Source organism: Hydrogenophaga crocea (assembly GCF_011388215.1).
Classification (GTDB): Bacteria; Pseudomonadota; Gammaproteobacteria; order Burkholderiales; family Burkholderiaceae_C; genus Hydrogenophaga; species Hydrogenophaga crocea.
The window spans coordinates 3,258,473-3,278,049 of sequence record NZ_CP049989.1 but is presented as its reverse complement, the minus strand read 5'-3'; the positions used below and the strand labels follow the sequence as shown (position 1 = coordinate 3,278,049).

Here is a 19,577-nt window from a genome sequence, read left to right as displayed (position 1 = left end):
CTGCATGGCCCCCGGCCACCCACCCCTTCAAGGAAACACCGCCATGTCCACCCTGCTCCTGATCCGCTCCAGCCTGTTGCAAGACAACAGCCAGTCCAACCGCCTTGCCGACCGCTTCGTGGCGCAATGGCAGGCCGCGAACCCGCAAGGCCGCGTCGTGGTGCGCGACCTCGCCGCGCAGCCGCTGCCCCACCTGAGCCTGGCGCACGTGGGCGCGTTCGGCACGCCCGCCGAGCAGCGCACGCCCGAGCAGCAGGCGCTGGTGGCCGCGTCCGATGCGCTGATCGCCGAGCTGCAAGGCGCCGACGTGATCGCCCTGGGCCTGCCGCTCTACAACTTCGGCATCCCCTCCACGCTCAAGGCCTACTTCGACCAGATCGCGCGCGCCGGCATCACCTTCCGCTACACCGCCAACGGCCCCGAGGGCCTGGTCAAGGGCAAGCAGGTCTACGTGTTCGCCGCGCGCGGCGGTCTCTACAAGGGCCAGCCGCACGACACGCAGACGCCTTTCGTGCGCAACTTCCTGGGCTTCCTGGGCATGAGCGACGTGCGCTTCGTGCACGCCGAAGGCCTGGCCATGGGCGACGAACCGCGCGGCCGCGCGCTGGCCGCGGCCGAGGCCGAGGTGGACGCCCTGCTCGAGCCCGTCGCGGCCTGAGGCCGGCCGCGCGGCGGCCCGCTCAGCGCGCCACCTTCACCGCAGCCGCCAGAAAACGCAGGAAGCGCGGGTCGCTGGCGTAGGCCACGTTCACGCGCACGGCCGCCACATCGGCCCGGCGCTCGGGGAAGAACACCGAGCCCGGGGCCAGGAAGATGCCCGCCTTCGCGGCCTGCCGCGCCAGCGCCAGCTCGGACAGGCCGCGCGGCAGCGTGGCCCACAGGTAGTAGCCCGCCGGGTCGGCGGGCTGCACCTGCACCCCGGCGCGCGTGAGCGCCCGCGTGGCCGGCAGGAAGGCCTCGGACAGGCGCGCCTTCAGCCGGTTGAGGTGGCGCCGGTACTGGCCGGTGGTGACCAGCTGGTGCACCACGCGCTCGACGAAATCCGAGGTCGAGACGATGGTCACCATCTTGAGATCGCACAGCGCGCCGATGTGCTGCGCCGGCCCCGCGATGTAGCCCACGCGCAGGCCGGCCGACAGCGTCTTGGAAAAACTGCTCACGTAGATCACGCGCTCGAGCTGGTCGAGCGCGGCCAGCCGCGGCGCGCCCGCGGGCTGCAGATCGGCGAAGGGGTCGTCCTCCACCACCAGGCAGTCGTGCTCGGCCGCGAGCTGCAGCAGCTTGTGCGCCTTGGGCAGGCTCAGCGAGCCGCCCGTGGGGTTGTGCGCGAGCGACTGGGTGAAGAACACCCGCGGCCGGTGGGCCCGCAGCAGCGCCTCCAGCACGCCGAGGTCGGGCCCGTCGGGCAGGCGCGGCACGCCCAGCAGCTTCACCTTGGCCAGCTTGAGCTTGCCGAACAGCGGGTAGTAGCCCGGCGAGTCGACCAGCACCGTGTCGCCGGGCTCGAGCAGGTGGCGCACGATCAGGTCGAGCGCGTGGTTGGCGCCCTGGGTCAGCAGCACCTGGCGCGCGTGCACGTGGATCGCGCGTTCGTTGAGCAGCCGCGCCACCGTGTCGCGCAAGGGCGCATAGCCCCAGGGCGAGCCGTAGCCGTGACCCGGGTCGGGCGCGTCGCTGCCGCGCGCGAGCTTGAGCTGGCGCGCGATGTCCGAGCCTTCCATCCACGAGGCCGGCGGGCGCCCGTCGCCCACACGCACCTCGTAGTGCTGTTCGAGCTGCTCGCGCAGCAGCGACACCACGTCCACCGCTTCGCTCACGTGCGAAGGCGCCGCCGCGGTGCGCGAGCGCGCGAGGCGGCGCACGTAGAAGCCCGAGCCTGGGCGCGCCTCGGCGTAGCCGCGCGCCACCAGCCGGTTGTAGGCCTCGACCACGGTGTTCACGCCCAGGCCTTCCTTGGCCGCGGCGTCGCGCACCGATCGCAGGCGGCTGCCCGCGGGCAGGCCCCCCTGTTCGATGGCCTGCGCCAGCCGTGCGGTGAGGGCCTCGGCCTTGGTGTGCGGGGTGGGCGTTTCCATGCGCGGGCCTCGGGGATTGTGTCCATCGACCGATGGACACAGTTTGTGGATCTGTGTCCAAACTGTACCCATGCTCATGGGCGCGCGTCCATAGACTTTTGCGCAGCGCAGGCCTTGCGCACGACCCGGCCGATGGGCGGGCGAACAACCACAAGCCTCTGGAGACAAGCCATGAAACCCCCAGCGATCCCACGCCGCGGTCTGCTCAAGACCGCCCTGGCCGCCAGCGCGGCCGCCCCCCTGGCGCTGCACGCGCAGTCGCCCGCCGTCACCTGGCGCATGCAGGCCCTGTGGGACGGCGGCACCACGCCGCAGAAGTACGAAGAGCGCTTCGTGGCGCGCGTGGCCGAACTCACGGGCGGGCGCTTCAAGATCAACCTGTTCGCGGCCGGGCAGATCGTGCCCGCTGCCCAGGCCTTCGACGCCGTGCGCGGCGGTGCCTTCGAAATGATGAAGACCTTCGACGGCTACGAGGCCGGCAAGATTCCTGCCTTCGCCTTCACCAGCACCATCCCCTTCGGCTTTGCCGAGAGCGACGAGTACGAGGCCTGGTTCTATGAGCGCGGCGGTCTCGAGTTGGTGCGCCAGGCCTACGCGCCCGCGGGCCTGCACTACATCGCGCCCACGGTGTACGGCCAGGAGCCGCTGCACTCCAAGGTGCCGATCCGCAAGATCGCCGACCTCGCGGGCAAGAAGGGCCGCTTCGTGGGCCTGGCCTCCACCGTGATGGGCGCGATGGGTGTGGCGGTGACGCCGCTGCCCACGGGCGAGGTGTATTCCGCGCTCGACAAGGGCGTGATCGACATGGCCGACCGCGGCGACCTCACCGCCAACTTCGAGGCCGGCCTGGCCGAGGTGGCCAAGTTCGTGGTGGTGCCGGGCTTTCACCAGCCCACCACCGCCACCGCCTACGTGGCCAACCGCGGTGCGCACGACCGCCTGCCCGCCGAGTTCAAGGTGGCGCTCGCGGTGGCCGCGCGCGAGGTCTCGGCCTCGCTGCGCCAGCACATCCTGGTGAGCGACGCCACGGTGCTCGCGAAGTACGCGGCCAAGGGCTGCGAAATCATCCGCTTCAACCCGGCCGACGTGGCCGCCGCACGGCCCAAGGCCATGGAGGCCTGGCGCACCGCCACCAAGGGCGACGCCCTGGCCACGCGCATCCTGGACAGCCAGGTCGCGTTCATGAAAGAGCTCGGCCTGCTGGGCTGAACCCCGCCGCCGCGGACCGCGCCGCCGCCCCAGCGGCGGCGTGGCGCCGCGCGCCCCGACCCAGGAGACCCGGCATGCCCGTCTGGCTGTCTGCCACCACCCGCGCCATCACCACCGCCAACCGCTGGCTGTTCCAGATCACCGTCTGGGGCATGGCCATCGTGGTGCCGGTGATGCTCTATGAGGTGGTGATGCGCTACTGCTTCAACGCCCCCACGGTGTGGGGCATGGAACTGGCCGTGCTGCTGTTCGGCCCCTACTTCCTGTTCGGCGGGCCGTACCTGCTGCACCTCAAGGGCCACGTGGCGCTCGACCTGCTGCGCCAGCGCCTGAGCCCCGCCTGGACGCGCCGGCTCGACCTGGTGAACTACCCGGTGATCATGGTGTTCTGCGCCATCCTGCTGTACTTCAGCGTGCCCGCGGCGCTCAGCGCCTTCGAGTACCGCGAGACCAGCTTCTCGGCCTGGAACCCGCCCGTGTGGCCGGTGAAGGCCGCGGTGCCGGTCGCGCTGCTGCTGATGCTGCTGCAGGCGCTGGTGGAGTTCGTGCACGCCCTCTGTGGCGAACCGGCGCAGGGGGCGGCATGAGCGGCAACCTGGTGCTCTTGCTGATGTTCGGCAGCCTCACGCTGTTCATGCTCAGCGGCCTGCCCATCGCCTTCGTGCTGGGCGGCCTGTCGCTGCTGTTCACCGTGACGCTGTGGGAGCCCAGCGCGGTCATCGTGCTGGTGCTGCAGATCTTCGACACGATGAAGTCGGAGGCGCTGCTGGCGATCCCGTTGTTCATCCTGATGGCCTGCGTGCTGCAACGTTCGGGCGTGATCGAAGACCTCTACCGCGCCATGGCGCTGTGGTTCGGCGGCCTGCGCGGCGGCCTGGCCATCGGCACCGTGATCATCTGCGTGGTGATGGCGGCCATGACCGGCGTGGTGGGCGCGGCTGTCACGGCCATGGGCATCCTGGCCCTGCCCGAGATGCTGCGCCGCGGCTACCAGCCCCAGCTCGCGCTGGGCACCATCTGCGCCGCCGGCACGCTGGGCATCCTCATCCCGCCCTCGGTGCTGACCATCGTCTACGCGGTCACGGCGCAGGTCTCGATCGGCCAGATGCTGATCGCCGGCATCGTGCCCGGGCTGATCCTGGCGGTGCTCTACATCGCCTACATCGTGGTGGTGGGCTGGCTCCGGCCCGAGTGGGTGCCGCTGGAGGCGGGCGCGCAGCGCGCGCCGCTGCGCGACAAGCTGCTCGCGCTCAAGGCCCTGGTGTTCCCTTCGATGCTGATCGTGCTGATCCTGGGCTCGATCTTCTTCGGCGTGGCCACGCCCACCGAATCGGCCGCCGTGGGCGTGGCCGGCGCCATGGTGCCCGCGCTGCTCAAGGGCCGGCTGCGCCTGCCCATGCTGCGCGAGGCGGGCGTGGACGCGCTCAAGGCCACCTCGATGATCCTGTGGATCACCATCGGGGCCAAGGCCTACGTGGCGATCTTCACCGGCCTCGGCGGCGCCGACACCCTGCTCGAATTCATCAAGGGCCTGGAGGTGAACCGCTGGGTGGTGCTCGCGGCCATGATGCTGCTGCTGATCTTCCTGGGCACGGTGCTCGACGAGCTGGGCATCATCCTGCTCACCGTGCCGGTGTTCCTGCCCATCGTGCGCCTGCTCGGCTTCGACGAGATCTGGTTCGGCGTGCTCTACGCGATCACGATCCAGATGGGCTACATCAGTCCGCCCTTCGGCTACACGCTGTTCTACATCAAGGGCACGCTGCCCAAGCACCTGGACATGGGCCACGTGTACCGCGGCATCCTGCCCTTCTTCGGCTTGCAGTTCGTGGGCCTGCTGGTCTGCGCCGCCTTCCCCGACCTCATCACCTGGTTGCCGCGCCTGATGGCCGCGCGCTGATCCCTTTCTCTTTCTTCTTCCGCACGAGACCGCCCATGAGCACTCCCGCATCCAGCAGCCGCATCGCCGGCTTTCACAAGCTGCCCATCGCCGAGCGTGTCGAGGCCGTGGCGCGCTTCGCCGGCCTCGAGCCGGGCGAGTGCGCGCACCTGCTCGACACCGGCAACCTGCCGGCCGAACTCGCCGACCACCTGATCGAGAACGTGGTGGGCACCATGAACATCCCGGTGGGCATCGCGACCAACATGCGCATCGATGGCGAAGACCGGCTCATTCCCATGGCCACCGAAGAATCCTCGGTGGTGGCCGCGGTGTGCAACGCCGCGCGCCAGTGTTACGACGCCGGGGGCTTCGTCACCTCGATGTCGGGCACGCTGATGATTGCGCAGATCCAGCTCACCGGCGTGAGCGACCCGCAGCTCGCGCGGCTGCGCATCCTCGAGCGCAAGGCCGAGGTGCAGGCCAGCTGCGATGCCTGCGACCCCGTGCTGCTGCAGCTCGGCGGCGGCTTCCGCGACCTCGAGGTGCGCGTGCTCGAGACGCGCGGCGGCACCATGGTGATCACGCACATCGTGGTCGACACGCGCGACGCCATGGGCGCGAACGCGGTGAACACCATGGCCGAGAAACTCGCCCCCCAGATCGCGGGCTGGACCGGGGGGCGCACCAACCTGCGCATCCTCTCCAACCTCGCCGACCGGCGCCTGGCGCGCGCGCGCTGCGTGTGGCCGCTGGCCGCCATCGGCGGCGAAGCGGTGCGCGACGGCATGCTCTCGGCCTACCACTTCGCCGATGCCGACCCCTACCGCGCGGCCACGCACAACAAGGGCATCATGAACGGCATCAGCGCGGTGGTGCTGGCCACCGGCAACGACACCCGCGCGGTGGAGGCCGGCGCCCACGCCTACGCCGCGCGCAACGGCCGCTACGCCAGCCTCACGCACTGGGAGGTCACGGCCGAAGGCGATCTGGCGGGCAGCATCGAACTGCCCATGGCCGTGGGCCTGGTGGGCGGCGCCACCAAGCTGCACCCCACGGCCAAGATCGCGCTCAAGGTGCTGGGCGTGCGCAGCGCCGAAGCGCTGGCGCGCACCATCGCGGCCGTGGGCCTGGCGCAGAACTTCTCCGCCATGAAGGCGCTGGCCACCACCGGCATCCAGAAAGGGCACATGGCGCTGCACGCACAGAACATCGCCATGATGGCCGGCGCCCTCGGCGAGGAAATCGAGCGCGTGGCGCGCGTGCTGGTGGCCAAGGGCACGGTGCGCATCGATGTGGCCGAGGCAGAACTGAAGGCCCTGCGCGCGGGCTGAGGCGCGCCGCCGCTAGGCGAAGCGCGCCAGCCGCGCCTTGAGTGCGGCCAGCAGCGGCGCCGCCGCCGGCGTGAGCACGCTGCCGCGGCGCGCGATGGAGAAGAACTCGATCGACACCGCGGGCGGCCCGATGCGGTGCACGTCGACCGCGTGGCGCTCGCAGGTGCCGCGCACGAACGCGGGCAGCACGGCCACGCCCAGGCCGGCCTCGGCCATGGCGATCACCGTGTGCAGGTTGGCGAAAGTGGGGCGGTCTTCGGCCGGGGCAGCGGGCGCGAGCTGGGCGTCCACGATCTGCTGGATGGCGTTGCCGGGCGGCAGCGCCAGCAGGCGCACCTTGCGCAAGGCGGCCCAGCTCAGGGTGCCACGCGCCCCCAGCAGCGGCTGCAGGCTGCCGCGCGCGCCCACGCACACCAGGGGCAGGCGCAGCAGCCGCTCGCGCACCGTGGTGGGCGAGGGCCGGAACAGGATGCCCAGGCCCAGGTCGACCTCGCCGCTGTCCACCAGGGGCTGGATCTGGCGCCGGTCCACGTCTTTCACCACCACACGCAGCTGCGGGTGGCTGTTCGCCAGTTCGCCGCAGACCTGGGGCAGCACGTCGGCGGCCACCAGCGGTGTGGCCGCCACGCTCACGGTGCGCGCGGCTTCGGCCGTGAGCTTGCCCAGCTGGCCGCTGACCTCGCGGAAGTCGCGCAGCGTGCGTTCGGCCAGCGGCAGCAGGCGCGCGCCGCCCTCGGTGAGCGACACCGAGCGCGTGGTGCGCTCGAACAGCCGGCAGTCGAGCTGCGTTTCCATGTCGCGCAGCATCAGGCTCAGGCCGGCCTGGGTGATGTGGATCTGGTCGGCCGCGCGCGTGAGGTTGCGCCAGCGCGCGATCGCCACGAAGGCCTCGAGTTGGCGCAGGCTGAGATTCATAAGTGCAGCATATCAGTCGATCAGATAACCAAACTTCACCGGCGGGCCCCGGCGCGCTCCAATGCCGCTCCATGAAAGGCGGTGACATGGCGAAGCGGTTGCGGGTGGCGGTGATCGGTGCGGGCATTGGCGGGTTGACGGCGGCGCTGGCGCTGCTGCGCGAAGGCGCCGAGGTGCAGGTGTTCGAGCAGGCCCCGGCCTTTGGCGAGGTGGGGGCCGGTATCCAGGTGAGCGCGAATGGCACGCGCTGCCTGTTCGCGCTGGGCCTGGAGGCCGCGGTGCGCGAGGTGGCGAGCGCGCCTGCGGGCAAGCAGATCCGCCTTTGGAGCACCGGGCAGCGCTGGACGCTGTTCGACCTCGGCGAGAGCTCGGTGGCGCGTTACGGCTATCCCTACCTCATGCTGCACCGCGCCGACCTGCACCGGGTGCTCGCCGAGGCGGTGCTCGCGGCGCAGCCGGGCTGCATCCATGCGGGCGCGCGCTACCTTCGCCACGAGGAACAGGGCGACGGCGTGTGGCTCGAGGTCGATGGCCACGGGGCGCAGCACTTTGACGCCCTGATCGGCGCCGACGGCATCCACTCGGCCTGCCGCGAGCGCCTGTTCGGCGCTGGCGTGCCCTGGTTCACCGGCTGCATGGCCTGGCGCGGCCTGGTGCCGATGTCGCGCCTGCCCGCGCACCTGGCTGCGCCCGTGGGCACCAACTGGGTGGGGCCGGGGGCGCACGTGGTCACCTACCCGGTGCGCCGCGGCGAGTTGCTCAACTTCGTCGGTGTGGTCGAGAAGCCCGGCTGGACCGACGAGTCGTGGAACACCCGCGGCACGGTCGACGAATGCCTGCGCGACTTCGCGCACTGGCACGAGGACGTGCACGCCATCGTGCGCGCCATCGAACAGCCGTACCGCTGGGCGCTGTTGGGGCGCGATCCCATGCCGCGCTGGAGCGAGGGCCGCGCCACGCTGGTTGGCGACGCCTGCCACCCCACGCTGCCCTTCCTCGCGCAGGGCGCGATGATGGCCATCGAAGACGGCGTGGTGGTGGCGCGCTGCCTGGCCGCCCGGCCCGACGACCCGGCCGAGGCCTTCCGCCGCTTCGAGGCGTTGCGCCACGAGCGCACCGCGCGCATCGTGCGCGGCTCGGCCGACAACGCGCGCCGCTTTCACGACCCGCGCCTGGCCAGTGCCGAGGGCGCGGCCGATTACGTGAACCGCGAATGGTCGCCCGAGCGCGTGCAGCAGCGCTACGACTGGCTGTTCTCCTACGACGCCACCAGCGTCGACGTGGAGACGGCGCCGCAGCCCGCTTGATCCGGCGCGGGCGATCTGTCAAGAGGGCATTCCATATGTTGCGGTTGCAACGTTGCAGTAGGAACATTTGCCGCAGCGGACAAAAAGATCCGGGCGCTCATCCACCCCCGAAGGAGACAACATGATCCAACGACGTCAGTTCCTGCAATCGTCGGCCGCCGTGGCGCTGGGCAGTGCGCTGTCCGGCGTCCATGCCCAGGCACCGGTCACCCTGCGCTTCCACACCTTCATGGCGCCCACGTCCAACGTGTGGACGCTCATGCTCAAGCCGTGGATGGAGAAGGTCGAAAAAGACGCGGGCGGCCGCATCCGCTTCGAGGCCTACCCGGCGATGCAGATGGGCGGCACGCCGCCACAGCTCTACGACCAGGCCCGCGACGGCGTGGTCGACATCGTCTGGACGCTGCCCGGCTACATGCCCGGTCGCTTCGTGCGCGGCGAGGTGTTCGAGCTGCCCTTCATGATGTCCGAGGCCGGCGCCACCTCGCGCGCCTACTGGGAGTACATCCAGACGCAGGCGCCCGACGAGTTCAAGGACACCAAGGTGCTCGCGCTGCACGTGCACGGCCGCGGCTCGTTCCACACCACGCAGCCGATCAGGACGGTGTCCGATCTCAAGGGCATGAAGCTGCGAGCGCCCTCGCGCCTGATCACGCGCCAGCTCTCCACCTACGGCGCGGTGCCGGTGGGCATGCCCTTGCCGGGCATCCCCGACGCTTTGTCCAAGGGCACCATCCAGGGCGTGGCCACGGCCTGGGACGTGGTGCCGTCGGTCAAGGTGCACGAGCTCACCAAGTTTTCGACCGACTTCGCCGACGACGTGCCCGGCTTCTACACCGGCACTTTCGTGATGGCGATGAACCGCAGCAAGTACGAGTCGCTGCCGCCGGATCTGAAGAAGGTGATCGACGCGAACTCGGGCATCGAGACCTCGGCGCAGTTCGGCACCATCACCCAGTCCAGCGACGCGATCGGCCGCAAGGCCGTGGCCGACCGCGGCAACACCATCCACACCATCTCCAAGGCCGATGCGCAGGAGTTCATCCGCCTCGCGGGTCCGGTGAAAGAAGAGTGGGTGGCCGACATGAACAAGCGCGGCTACGACGGCGAGAAGCTGCTGCAGACGGCCAAGTCGCTGATCGCCAAGTACTCGAAGAGCTGAGACAAGAGAAAGGAAGCGCCATGTTCATCCTGAACACCTGGTACATCGCCGCCTGGGGCCACGAGGTCGCCGACAAACCCTTCGCGCGCCGCATCTGCGACCAGCCGGTGGTGCTGTTCCGGGACAAACAGACGCAGCAGATCGCGGCGCTCGAGGACAAGTGCTGCCACCGCGCCGCGCCGCTGTCCATGGGCGTGGTGGTGGACGCCGGCCTGCAGTGCGGCTACCACGGCGTGGTGCACGACTGCGCGGGCCGCTGTGTGCACATTCCCGGGCAGGACAAGATCCCCGCGCGCGCCAAGGTCCGCGCCTACCCGGTGGTCGAGAAGAACGAGTTCATCTGGATCTGGATGGGCGACCCCGAGCTCGCCGACCCGTCGAAGATCGTCGACTACCCCTACAACGACGACCACGCCAACTGGCCCCACCACCGCGGCTTCTATCACATCAAGGCCGGCTACATGCTCATGGTGGACAACCTCATGGACCTGACCCACCTGGGTTACGTGCACGGCTCCACCATCGGCGGCAACCCGCTCACGCACGTCGAGGCGCTGATGGACGTCACCAAGACCGACGACAGCATCAAGTACGTGCGCTGGATGCTCAACTCGGTGCCGCCGCCGACCTACCTCGCCGCCGTGCCGTTCCAGGGCCGCGTCGACCGCTGGCAGGAGTTCGAGTTCTCGCCGCCGAGCAACGTGCTGCAGTGGAGCGGCGCGGTCGACGCCGGCACCGGCGCGCGTGAGCACGGGCACCGCAGCGGCGGCTTCTCGCTGCGCATCTTCCACGGCCTCACGCCCGAGACCGAGAACACGTGCTTTTATTTCTTTGCACCGGCCAACGGCTATCGGCCCGAAGACGAGGCGGCCACCGCGGCGCTGATGGACCACATCTCCGAAGCCTTCATGGAAGACAAGCTGATCTGCGAAGGGCAGCAGGCGCGCCTGAACGAGCTCGGCGAAGACGGCTTGGTCGACATCGTGTCCGACGCCACCCGCGTGCAGTTGCGCCGCATCGTGCGCCGCATGGCCGAGGCCGAGGCGCGGCAGGTGGCCCAGAAGGCGCAGCAGGACGCCGCGGTCCGCCCGGTGGTGCCGATTCAGCCCGCGACCGCGACGCCGGGTTGAGGGCGACCCGGTCATGAGCGGCCTCGACGTGAGGGTCGCGCGCAAGACGCTCGACGGCGCGGCCGTGGCGGTGTTCGAGCTGCGTGCGATCGATGGCAGTGAGCTGCCGCCTTTCACCGCCGGTGCGCACGTGGACGTGCACCTGCCCGGTGGTGCGGTGCGCCAGTACTCGCTGTGCAACGCGCCCTGGGAGCGCGACCGCTACCTGCTTGGCGTGCAGCGTGCCGCGCCCTCGCGCGGCGGATCGGTGGCGCTGCACGAAGCGGTGCACGAAGGCGCGGTGCTGCAGATCGGCACGCCGCGCAACCTGTTCGCGCTCGCGCCGGCTTCGCACACGCTGCTGCTGGGCGCGGGCATCGGCATCACGCCGCTGCTGGCCATGGCCGAGCAGCTGTACGCCGATGGCGCTTCCTTCGCGCTGCACTACAGCGTGCGCCATGCGGCCACGGCCGCCTTTCGCGAGCGGCTCGCCACCGCGGGCTATGCCGACCGCGTGCATGTGCACGCCAGCGGCGACCCGGGCGGCGCGCGCATCCCGCTCGAGCGCGTGCTGGCCCGGCCCGATGCGCGCGCGCGCCTGTGCGTGTGCGGCCCGGCGGGCTACATCGCCGACGTGCTGGCCGCGGCCGGCGCGCAGGGCTGGCGCGATGAACAGGTGTGCGTGGAGCGCTTCAGCGCCGAATCGCCCGCGGTGCAGGCCGGCGATGCCGCCTTCGACGTGGTCGTGGCCAGCAGCGGCCTGCGCGTGCGCGTGGCGCCGGGCCGCGCGGTGCACGAAGCGCTGGCCGAGGCCGGCGTGGAGGTGCCGGTGTCGTGCGAGCAAGGCGTCTGCGGCACCTGCGTCACGCGCGTGCTGGCGGGCGTGCCCGACCACCGCGACAGCTACCTTGACGAACGCGAGCGCGCCAGCGGCCAGTGCATGGCGCTGTGCTGCTCGCGCGCCAAAACCCCCGAGCTCGTGCTCGATCTTTGAGGACTTCGACAGTGCAGGAAAGCGTCATCGACCTGAACACGCCCGACGGCGTGATGAACACCGAGCGGTTCGTGCCCGACGGACCCGGGCCGTACCCGGTGGTGCTGTTCTACATGGACGCTTTCGGCGTGCGCGACGAACTGCGCGAGATGGCGCGCCGCCTGGCCGGCCTGGGCTACCTGGTGCTCATGCCCAACCTCTACTACCGCGAGACGCGCCGCTTCGTGCTGCAGCCCGGCGAGGCCGGCATGGACATCCTGCGCGCCATGATGGGCCGCCTGAGCATCGCGATGGTGCAGCGAGACACCGGCGCGATGCTCGACTTCGTGGACAGCGACCGCGCGGCGCGGCGCGAGCGCATCGGCGCCGTGGGCTATTGCATGAGCGGCCCCTTCGTCATCGGTGCGGCCGATCGCTACCCCGATCGCATCGCCGCCATCGCGTCCATCCACGGTGCCAACATGGTCACCGAGGCGCCCGATTCGCCGCACCGCCTTGCGGTGCGCCTGCGCTGCGAGACCTACGTGGCCTGCGCCGAGATCGACAAATGGGCGCCGCCGGCCGAGATGGCCGAGCTCGAACGGCAGCTGCGCGCCAGCGGTGCGCCGCACATGCTCGAGTGGTACCCGGGCGCCCAGCACGGCTTCGTGTTTCCGCAGCGCGCGCACGCCTACGACGCCGTCAGCGCGGAGCGCCATTGGCAACGCCTCGAAGCGCTGTTCGCGCGCTGCCTCTGAAGGGCGGGGGCGGGCGCCGCCCCCGCGGCGTGTCAGCCCACGCGCTGCACCGCCGGGCGCGCGGCCACGGCCTTGAGCCAGCGATCGATCGCGGGCGTGTCGCCCAGCGCGCCATCCGACCAGCCCTTGACGCGCTGCAGCCAGCCCGCGGTGGAGCAGAAGGTGGGGATGTCGGCGATCGAGTAATCGCCGCAGATGTATTCGTGCTGCTGCAGCCGCCGCTCGAGCACCTTGAAGAGCCGCACCGCCTCGGTGTTGAAGCGCTCGACCGTGCCGGGCACGCGATCGGGCAGATCGCTGTAGTGATGCAACTGCGGCAGCGTGCCGCCCACCGAGCCCGTGCCCCAGACCAGCCAGGCCAGCACGTCGTAGCGCTTCGCGCCCGCGGCGGGCAGCAGCCGGCCGCTCTTCTCCGCCAGGTAGGTGAGGATGGCCGCGGTCTCGAACACCGGCACCGGGCCGTCCGCCGTGTGGTCGACGATGGCGGGGATCTTGTTGTTCGGCGAGATGGCGAGGAACTTCGGGTCGAACTGCTCGCCCTTTTTGATGTCGACGGTGACGGCCTGGTAGGCCTCGCCCGACTCCTCGAGCATGATCTGCGCCTTGCGCGCGTTGGGGCCGGGGTAGGTGTAGAAGGTGATCATGCCGTTCCCTCAGGCCGCCACGGTCTTGGCGTCGATCAGCTCGATCTTGTAGCCGTCCGGGTCCTGCACGAAGGCCAGGTGGAGCGTGTCGTTCTTCATCGGGCCGGCCTCACGCACGATGTTCGCGCCCTTGGCCTTGAGATCCGCGCAGACGGCATAGAGGTCGTCCACCGCGATGGCGATGTGGCCGTAGCCGCCACCGAGCTCATAGGGCTTGTCCTGGTCCCAGTTGTGCGTCAGCTCGATCACGGCGTGGTCGATCTCGGCGCCGTAGCCCACGAAGGCCAGCGAAAAGCGGCCTTCGGGGTAGTCCTTGCGGCGCAGCAGCTTCATGCCCAGCAGGCGGGTGTAGAAGTCCAGCGACTGCTCCAGGTCGCGCACGCGCACCATGGTGTGCATCACGCGGTGCCGGGGCTGCTGGGCGGGTTGTTGCTCGGGGCTGCTCATGACGGTTGTCTCCTTCGTGGCGGGGTTGTCCGGTTCGTGGCCTCGATCGGTTTGCAGTTGGTATTGCAACGTTGAGGTTGCAACATTATGCTCAGGCCTTCCGCATTCAACAAGCCCCCATTCAGGAGACCGCCATGGCCACCGCCATCCCTTTCACGCCGCACGCCGATGAGGCCGTTCTCAGCCGCATCCGCCGCCAGCTCGCCGAATACCGCTGGCCGCATGTGCCGCCCGGCCTGGGCTGGTCTTGCGGGGCCGAGGCGGACACGGTGCGCCACCTGGCGGACCGCTGGCTGAACCACTTCGATTGGCGCGCCGAGGAAGCGCGGCTGAACCAGCGCGCGCACTTCAAAGCCGAGGCCGCAGGCACGGTGCTGCATGGCGTGCACGTGCGTGCTGCCCGCGCCAGCGACCGCGCACCGCTGGTGCTGGTGCACGGCTGGCCGGGCAGCTTTCTCGAATACCTCGAGGTGGCGGACCGCGTGGCCGGCGCGGACGACGGCGGCCGCGACGTGGTGGTGGTCTCGCTGCCCGGGACCGGTTATTCGGACACGCCCGAACAGCCCATGGGACCGCGCGCGGTGGCCCGCTCGGTGCATGCGCTCATGACCGAGGTGCTCGGCCATGCGCGCTACGTGGCACACGGCGCCGACTGGGGCTCCATCGTGTCCGCCTGGCTGGGCTTCGACCAGCCCGCGCACTGCGCGGGGGTGCACATGACCATGGTCAGCCCGCGCTTCGTGGCCGGCCTGGTCAAGGAGCCCGAGGAGCAGGCCTGGCTCGCGGGCTTTCGCGAGCGCTTCGAGGACGACGGCGCCTACTTCCGCCTGCAGACCACGCGACCGGCGACCGCGGGCTTCCTGCTGGCCGACAACCCGGTGGGGCTGCTCGCGTGGATGCTCGAAAAGTTCGCCGCCTGGAGCGACCCGGCGCAGGGCGATCCGTCGGCGTTGTTCCGCACGCCCGAGCTGGCCGACCGGCTGCTGCGCAACGTGATGCTCTACCTGGTCACCGGCACCGCCGCGTCGTCGATCTGGATCTACCGCGCGCTCACCGCGGAAGGCCCGCCCGGCTATCCCGGTGGCCAGCGCGTGAACGTGCCGGTGGCCTTCGCCGCCACGCGCGACCCGATGTTCGTGCCCCCGCCGCGCGGCCTGGTGGAGAAGGCCTACAACGTGGTGCGCTGGACCGCGCTGCCGCGCGGCGGCCACTTCCCCGGCCTGGAGGTGCCCGAGCTGCTCGCCGACGACATCGCGGCGTTCGCCAACGGCCTGTGAAGGCGGGGCTGCCCGGGGAGCTTGTACAGTACATCCGTTGTCACAGCACGTGACCAGGGACCATCGGAATGAGCAAGACGGCGGGCAAGCCTTCGGCAGCGGGCAAGGCGAAAGAGAAGGCGAAAGAGAAGGCGGCACCCCGTAACCGCCCCAAGCGGGAGGTGCTCAACCTCTCGTACTACGTCACGTATTACTTCACCGTCCTGGCCAACAAGCTGTCCAGCGGTGCATCGCGCCTCTATCTCAAGCGCTTCGACATCGGCATCATCGAATGGCGCGTGCTCGCGATGGTGGCGATCGAGCCCGGCATCGCGTCCGCGCGCGTGACCACGGTGATCGGCATCGACAAGGCCTCGGTGAGCCGCGAGTCGCGCCGCCTGGAAGAAAAGGGCTACCTCAGCGTCACCGTCGACCCGACCAATGCGCGCCGCAACGTGCTCGAGCTCACGCCCGCGGGCTACGAGTTGCACGACCGCATCATCCAGGTGGCGCTCGAGCGCGAGCGCCGCCTGCTGTCCGACCTGAGCCCCGAGGAGATCGACGTGCTCGTCGACCTGCTGCAGCGGACCACGGCCCGCATTCCTTACGTCAACGAGTACGACCCCGAGTCGACCGCCGCCGCGGTGACCAAGCCGGCGAACCGCAAGAACACGCACACGCGCTGAGCGCTGGCCCCCGGTTTCAGAGGTCGAGCACCAGGCGCGCCGAGCGCGCCCGTGAACAGCATGGCGTCATGTGCGTGTTGGCCGCTTTCTCTTCGTCGGTTTGGTATTCGTCGCGATGCTCCGGCACGCCCTCGATCACCGCCACCAGGCAGGTACCGCAAATGCCCTGCTCGCACGACAGCGGCACCGCCACCCCCGCGTCCATCAGCACCTGCGCGGCGCTGCGTCCTTCGGGCACGAGCACGGTCACGCCGCTGCGGCGGGCCTCCAGGGTGAAGGCGCCGCCTGACTGTTCCACCTCGGCCTTGAAATGTTCGACATGCATCTGGTCCGCCGGCCAGTCGCGGGCGGCCGCGCCAGCGCTGACGTGGGTGATGAAGCCTTCCGGTCCGCAGCAGTACACGTGCGCCTGGCGGTCGGCGAACAGGGCGTCCAGCGACAGGCGCTGGGCGTCGGGGCCGTCGTCGAGGTGCAGCCGCAGCGCAGCGCCGAAGCCGCTGCCCTCGATCTCGGCCACGAAGGCCGCACGGTCGCGGCTGCGCGCACAGTAGTGCAGCGTGAACGGCGTGCCCCGCGCGTGCAGTGCGTGCGCCATGGCCAGCAGCGGCGTGATCCCGATGCCCCCGGCCGCCAGCACCACCGGGCGGTCGTCGCTGGCGAGTGCAAACTGGTTGCGGGGGCGGCCGACCTGCAGCAGCCGGCCCTCGATCAGGTCGCGGTGCACCGCGAGCGAGCCGCCCCGCGAGGCCGGATCGCGCAATACCCCGAGCCGGTAGCGGTGGCGCTCGCCCGGCGGGTTGCAAAGCGAGTACTGGCGCACCAGTCCCGGGGCCACCTCCACGTCCAGGTGTGCGCCCGCATCAAAAGGCGGCAGCTCGCCACCGTCGGCAGGCACCAGCTCGAGCGCGACGATGTCGGTGGCGGCGGCTTCGCGCCGCGCGATGCGAACGCTCATGCGTTCGCCGTCACGGGGGGCGCTCATTGCGGCCGTGCGTCTTCGCTGAGCAGGCGGTCGAGCACGCGGCGGTAGCGCGTCGGGCCTGCGTCGATGGCGAGCAGCACGGGCGAGAGCGGCGTGCGCGACTGGTCCATCAGGCGCTGCTGGGCCTCGATCACGGGCACGTCCTGTTCGGCAAAGGCGAAGGTGCGCATCTCGAAGATCTTGTCGCGGATCGCGCTGTTCTTTTCGTCGCCCTCGGTGAGCACGTTCCAGCGCGCGGCGGAGTAGTGGTAGTGCGTGGTGCGCTCGGTCTCCGGCGTGAGCAGGTGCAGGGCGAAGTAGCCCGTGCCTTTTTCCTTGGGCTCGCCCGGCTTGCTCACGCCGAACTCCAGGATCATGTAGCAGGGCGCATACCAGCTGATCGTGCTCCACTGGTCGCCGCGCTCGAAGCCGGGCGGGCTCATCATCTTGAGAATGCCCGGGGTGTCGGCGTTCTTCGAGGGGCGGCTCACCGCCACCACATCGCCCGTTTGCTCCACCTTGATGTCGGCTTCGACGGTATCGGCATTGCCCAGGATGCCCGCGTGCACGTACGACGTGTGGCTGAGGTCGAGCAGGTTGTCCACCACCAGCTCGTAGTTGGCTTTCACCGACAGGTAGCCGGGGCGGGTAATGTGCAGGTCCGGCCGGTCGTCCAGGCAGCTGTAGTCCGGAATCTTCGACGGGTCGGGTGTCTTGTCGCCCATCCAGATCCACAACAGCGTGTGGCGTTCCACCACCGTGTAGGCCTTGAGGTGGGCCGCGGCCGGGATGGTGCAGTTGCCGTGCGGATTCTTCACGCACTTGCCATCGGCGCCGAACTCCAGGCCGTGGTAGATGCATTGCACCCGGTCGCCCGCCATCAGCTTGCCCATGGACAGCGGCGCGAATCGGTGCGAACAGCGGTCGGTCATGGCCGCGATGCCGCCGTCCTCCTTGCGGAAGAACACGATGGGCTCGTTGAGCAGGGTGCGCGCCACCATCTTGCCGGGCTCGAGGTCGGCCGACCACATGGCCACGTACCACGTGTTGCGGATGAAGCGGTCGGCGGCCTTGGCCGGCATGGCGGCACGGACCAGGGGTTGTTCGGTGGCGGGAGCGGTGGTGGCCTGGTTCATGGAAGGTCCTTGTCTCTTCTGGGGGGAGGGCGGAGCGGGGGCGGGCCCGCCCGGCGGAAAACCGGGATGCCGATAGGCTAGCCCAGCGCCCGAACGCGTCGCAAGCGAGAGTTCTTCATGCGGTCATGAGGTGGACTGTTGGCTCGGCGGCAGCGCCACAGGTTCGCTCATGCACGCATGAAGAACTCTCGTTGGCGCCTCCCGAACCCCGTGGCTAGTATCCGCGCCCATTCGAGACACCGCCGATGAGCCCGATCCTGCTGCAAACCCAACACCTCACGAAAGCGTTCAAGGGCTTCACCGCCGTGAACGGCGTGAACCTCACCGTGCGCCGGGGGACGATCCATGCCCTGATCGGACCCAACGGCGCGGGCAAGACCACCTGCTTCAACCTGCTGACCAAGTTCCTCGAGCCCAGCGATGGCCGCATCCTGTTCGATGGCCATGACATCACCCGAGAAGCACCCGCCGACATCGCCCGCCGCGGCGTGATCCGCTCGTTCCAGATCTCGGCGGTGTTTCCGCACCTCACAGTGCTCGAAAACGTGCGCCTGGGCCTTCAGCGCCAGCTCGGAACCACGTACCACTTCTGGCGCAGCGAGGCGTCGCTGCGTCCGCTGCACGCGCGGGCCCTCGAGCTGCTGGACGAGGTGGGGCTGGCGCCGTTCGCGAATGAAACCTGTGTCAACCTGTCCTACGGCCGCAAGCGGGCGCTCGAGATCGCCACCACGTTGGCGATGGACCCGGTGCTCATGCTGCTGGACGAGCCCACCCAGGGCATGGGCCACGAGGACGTGCACCGCGTCACCGAACTGATCCGGCGCGTGGCCGTGGGCCGGACGGTGCTCATGGTGGAGCACAACATGAACGTCGTCTCGACGATCGCCGACACCATCACGGTGTTGCAGCGCGGCGCCGTGCTGGCCGAAGGCAATTACGCCGACGTGTCGACCAATCCGGCCGTGCTCGAGGCCTACATGGGGTCCGAAGCCACCAGCCTGCAGGGGGTGCACTGAGATGGGCACCGCATTGCGCATCACCGGGCTGCACGCCTGGTACGGCGAATCCCATGTGCTGCACGGCGTGGACCTTGAGGTTCGCGAGGGCGAGGTGGTCACCCTGCTGGGGCGCAACGGCGCGGGGCGCACCAGCACCTTGCGCGCCATTCTCGGACTCACGGGTTCGCGCCGCGGGAGCATCGAGGTGTTTGGCCGCGAGACCATTGGCCTGCCGACCCACCGGATCGCCCCGCTGGGCATCGGCTACTGCCCCGAGGAGCGCGGCATTTTCGCCAGCCTGTCGGTGGAGGAGAACCTGCTGCTGCCGCCGCGGCTGCGCAATGCCGCCGGGGGCATGAGCGTGGAGGAAATCCACGAGCTGTTCCCCAACCTCGCCGAGCGGCGCCAGAGCCCGGGCACACGCCTGTCGGGCGGTGAGCAGCAGATGCTGGCTGTCGGTCGCATCCTGCGCACCGGTGCGCGCTTGCTGCTGCTCGACGAAATCTCCGAAGGGTTGGCGCCGGTGATCGTGCAGGCACTGGCCGCCATGATCCGCACGCTGCGTGCCAAGGGCTACACCGTGCTCATGGTGGAGCAGAACTTCCGCTTTGCCGCGCCGCTGGCCGATCGCTTCTACGTGATGGAGCACGGCCGCGTGGTGGAAGCCTTTGCCGCGCCAGAACTGAATGCCAGGATGCCTCAGCTGCAAGAGCTGCTGGGCGTGTGAG

At 69.8% G+C, this 19,577-nt stretch carries 20 protein-coding genes; 14 read left to right on the top strand and 6 right to left on the bottom strand.

The features are described 5' to 3' along the window. Positions 1 to 43 precede the first annotated feature (43 nt). Positions 44 to 658, top strand: a complete 615-nt coding sequence (locus tag G9Q37_RS15360) for an FMN-dependent NADH-azoreductase (RefSeq protein ID WP_166228501.1) — start codon at positions 44 to 46, stop codon at positions 656 to 658. A 22-nt stretch (positions 659 to 680) separates the two neighbouring features. Here G9Q37_RS15360 and G9Q37_RS15355 read toward each other — a convergent pair whose 3' ends face one another. Beyond that, positions 681 to 2,075: an aminotransferase-like domain-containing protein gene (locus tag G9Q37_RS15355; protein ID WP_166228499.1), complete on the bottom strand. Its 1,395-nt coding sequence runs from the start codon at positions 2,073 to 2,075 to the stop codon at positions 681 to 683. A gap of 171 nt (positions 2,076 to 2,246) precedes the next feature. Here G9Q37_RS15355 and dctP (G9Q37_RS15350) point away from each other — a divergent pair, with 171 nt between their 5' ends. From dctP (G9Q37_RS15350) to G9Q37_RS15335, 4 genes are all read left to right on the top strand, one after another. Further along, the gene (gene dctP, locus G9Q37_RS15350; RefSeq protein WP_166228497.1) at positions 2,247 to 3,284 is read left to right on the top strand and encodes a TRAP transporter substrate-binding protein DctP; all 1,038 of its coding nucleotides are present in this window, start codon (positions 2,247 to 2,249) and stop codon (positions 3,282 to 3,284) included. Between the two features lie 74 nt (positions 3,285 to 3,358). After that, positions 3,359 to 3,871: a TRAP transporter small permease subunit gene (locus G9Q37_RS15345; RefSeq protein ID WP_166228495.1), complete on the top strand. Its 513-nt coding sequence runs from the start codon at positions 3,359 to 3,361 to the stop codon at positions 3,869 to 3,871. Continuing rightward, positions 3,868 to 5,184: a TRAP transporter large permease gene (locus G9Q37_RS15340; protein WP_166228493.1), complete on the top strand. Its 1,317-nt coding sequence runs from the start codon at positions 3,868 to 3,870 to the stop codon at positions 5,182 to 5,184. Before G9Q37_RS15345 ends, G9Q37_RS15340 begins: the two co-directional genes overlap by 4 nt. Before the next feature lie 35 nt (positions 5,185 to 5,219). Next, positions 5,220 to 6,497, top strand: coding sequence for a hydroxymethylglutaryl-CoA reductase, degradative (locus tag G9Q37_RS15335; RefSeq protein WP_166228491.1), 1,278 nt, complete (start codon positions 5,220 to 5,222; stop codon positions 6,495 to 6,497). Between the two features lie 12 nt (positions 6,498 to 6,509). Here G9Q37_RS15335 and G9Q37_RS15330 read toward each other — a convergent pair whose 3' ends face one another. Continuing rightward, positions 6,510 to 7,412: a LysR family transcriptional regulator gene (locus tag G9Q37_RS15330; RefSeq protein ID WP_166228490.1), complete on the bottom strand. Its 903-nt coding sequence runs from the start codon at positions 7,410 to 7,412 to the stop codon at positions 6,510 to 6,512. A gap of 86 nt (positions 7,413 to 7,498) precedes the next feature. Here G9Q37_RS15330 and G9Q37_RS15325 point away from each other — a divergent pair, with 86 nt between their 5' ends. From G9Q37_RS15325 to G9Q37_RS15305, 5 genes are all read left to right on the top strand, one after another. Next, complete coding sequence (locus G9Q37_RS15325; RefSeq protein ID WP_205710659.1) at positions 7,499 to 8,719, top strand: FAD-dependent monooxygenase; 1,221 nt, start codon at positions 7,499 to 7,501, stop codon at positions 8,717 to 8,719. A 121-nt stretch (positions 8,720 to 8,840) separates the two neighbouring features. Continuing rightward, on the top strand, positions 8,841 to 9,881 hold the full coding sequence (dctP, locus tag G9Q37_RS15320; protein ID WP_166228488.1) for a TRAP transporter substrate-binding protein DctP: 1,041 nt from the start codon (positions 8,841 to 8,843) through the stop codon (positions 9,879 to 9,881). Positions 9,882 to 9,901: 20 nt separating this feature from the next. Continuing rightward, entirely contained in the window at positions 9,902 to 11,011 is a 1,110-nt protein-coding gene (locus G9Q37_RS15315) for an aromatic ring-hydroxylating dioxygenase subunit alpha (protein ID WP_166228486.1), read from the top strand. A gap of 13 nt (positions 11,012 to 11,024) precedes the next feature. After that, on the top strand, positions 11,025 to 11,984 hold the full coding sequence (locus G9Q37_RS15310) for a PDR/VanB family oxidoreductase (RefSeq protein ID WP_166228484.1): 960 nt from the start codon (positions 11,025 to 11,027) through the stop codon (positions 11,982 to 11,984). Between the two features lie 11 nt (positions 11,985 to 11,995). Further along, a complete protein-coding gene (locus tag G9Q37_RS15305; protein WP_166228482.1) occupies positions 11,996 to 12,721 on the top strand; it encodes a dienelactone hydrolase family protein in 726 nt (241 codons plus the stop codon). Positions 12,722 to 12,753: 32 nt separating this feature from the next. On the opposite strand, the gene G9Q37_RS15300 is transcribed toward G9Q37_RS15305, so the two are convergent. Further along, positions 12,754 to 13,365 carry a glutathione S-transferase family protein gene (locus tag G9Q37_RS15300; protein ID WP_166228480.1) on the bottom strand — a complete coding sequence of 204 codons (612 nt, stop codon included), beginning with the start codon at positions 13,363 to 13,365 and terminating at the stop codon, positions 12,754 to 12,756. 9 nt (positions 13,366 to 13,374) lie between these two features. After that, positions 13,375 to 13,812: a lactoylglutathione lyase gene (gene gloA, locus G9Q37_RS15295; protein ID WP_166228478.1), complete on the bottom strand. Its 438-nt coding sequence runs from the start codon at positions 13,810 to 13,812 to the stop codon at positions 13,375 to 13,377. A 134-nt stretch (positions 13,813 to 13,946) separates the two neighbouring features. On the opposite strand from gloA, the gene G9Q37_RS15290 reads away from it, so the two are divergent. Together G9Q37_RS15290 and G9Q37_RS15285 are read left to right on the top strand one after the other, a co-directional pair. After that, positions 13,947 to 15,089, top strand: a complete 1,143-nt coding sequence (locus G9Q37_RS15290; protein ID WP_166228476.1) for an epoxide hydrolase family protein — start codon at positions 13,947 to 13,949, stop codon at positions 15,087 to 15,089. Between the two features lie 68 nt (positions 15,090 to 15,157). Then, positions 15,158 to 15,754 carry a MarR family winged helix-turn-helix transcriptional regulator gene (locus tag G9Q37_RS15285; protein ID WP_166228474.1) on the top strand — a complete coding sequence of 199 codons (597 nt, stop codon included), beginning with the start codon at positions 15,158 to 15,160 and terminating at the stop codon, positions 15,752 to 15,754. A gap of 16 nt (positions 15,755 to 15,770) precedes the next feature. Here the strand turns inward: G9Q37_RS15285 and G9Q37_RS15280 are convergent, their stop codons facing one another. Both G9Q37_RS15280 and G9Q37_RS15275 read right to left on the bottom strand, forming a co-directional pair. Then, a complete protein-coding gene (locus tag G9Q37_RS15280; protein ID WP_240936405.1) occupies positions 15,771 to 16,736 on the bottom strand; it encodes a PDR/VanB family oxidoreductase in 966 nt (321 codons plus the stop codon). Then, the gene (locus G9Q37_RS15275) at positions 16,733 to 17,851 is read right to left on the bottom strand and encodes an aromatic ring-hydroxylating dioxygenase subunit alpha (RefSeq protein WP_166228472.1); all 1,119 of its coding nucleotides are present in this window, start codon (positions 17,849 to 17,851) and stop codon (positions 16,733 to 16,735) included. The genes G9Q37_RS15280 and G9Q37_RS15275 overlap by 4 nt, the downstream gene beginning before the upstream one ends. A 245-nt stretch (positions 17,852 to 18,096) precedes the next feature. On the opposite strand from G9Q37_RS15275, the gene G9Q37_RS15270 reads away from it, so the two are divergent. Both G9Q37_RS15270 and G9Q37_RS15265 read left to right on the top strand, forming a co-directional pair. Then, a complete protein-coding gene (locus tag G9Q37_RS15270; protein WP_166228470.1) occupies positions 18,097 to 18,867 on the top strand; it encodes an ABC transporter ATP-binding protein in 771 nt (256 codons plus the stop codon). Position 18,868: 1 nt separating this feature from the next. Then, the gene (locus tag G9Q37_RS15265) at positions 18,869 to 19,576 is read left to right on the top strand and encodes an ABC transporter ATP-binding protein (RefSeq protein WP_166228468.1); all 708 of its coding nucleotides are present in this window, start codon (positions 18,869 to 18,871) and stop codon (positions 19,574 to 19,576) included. Position 19,577: the final 1 nt, after the last annotated feature.